General features: G+C 33.8%; 1 protein-coding gene. It reads left to right on the top strand.

What is annotated here, in order from left to right:
* Positions 1–109: 109 nt before the first annotated feature.
* Positions 110–302: PCRF domain-containing protein (locus tag NE547_RS18140; RefSeq protein ID WP_256176638.1), on the top strand; the 193-nt coding region annotated here is incomplete at its 3' end.

Here is a 302-nt window from a genome sequence, read left to right as displayed (position 1 = left end):
ATTGTTAAAATCAGTCAACTATGTTATAATATTAAATTGATAATTTGTGTAGAAAATAGAGAAAAGATGGTCGAAATAAACCATCTCAGTTATAGAAAGGCGGATATAAATGCTTGATAAATTGATGGTACTTGAAGACAAGTACAAGGAACTGAGCGAGAAGGTTGCAGACCCTGAGATAATCAGTGACCAGCCAACATGGCAGAAGCTGATGAAGGAAAATTCAGAGCTTGAACCAATAGTAATGAAGTACAGAGAATATAGAAAAGTAAATGAAACAATAGCAGAATCAAAGCAGATAC

This window comes from Flavonifractor sp. DFI.6.63, assembly GCF_024462255.1.
GTDB classification, from domain to species: domain Bacteria; phylum Bacillota; class Clostridia; order Oscillospirales; family Oscillospiraceae; genus Lawsonibacter_A; species Lawsonibacter_A hominis.
The sequence above is the reverse complement of the archived record's forward strand: the minus strand, read 5'-3'. Positions and strand labels throughout refer to the sequence as shown.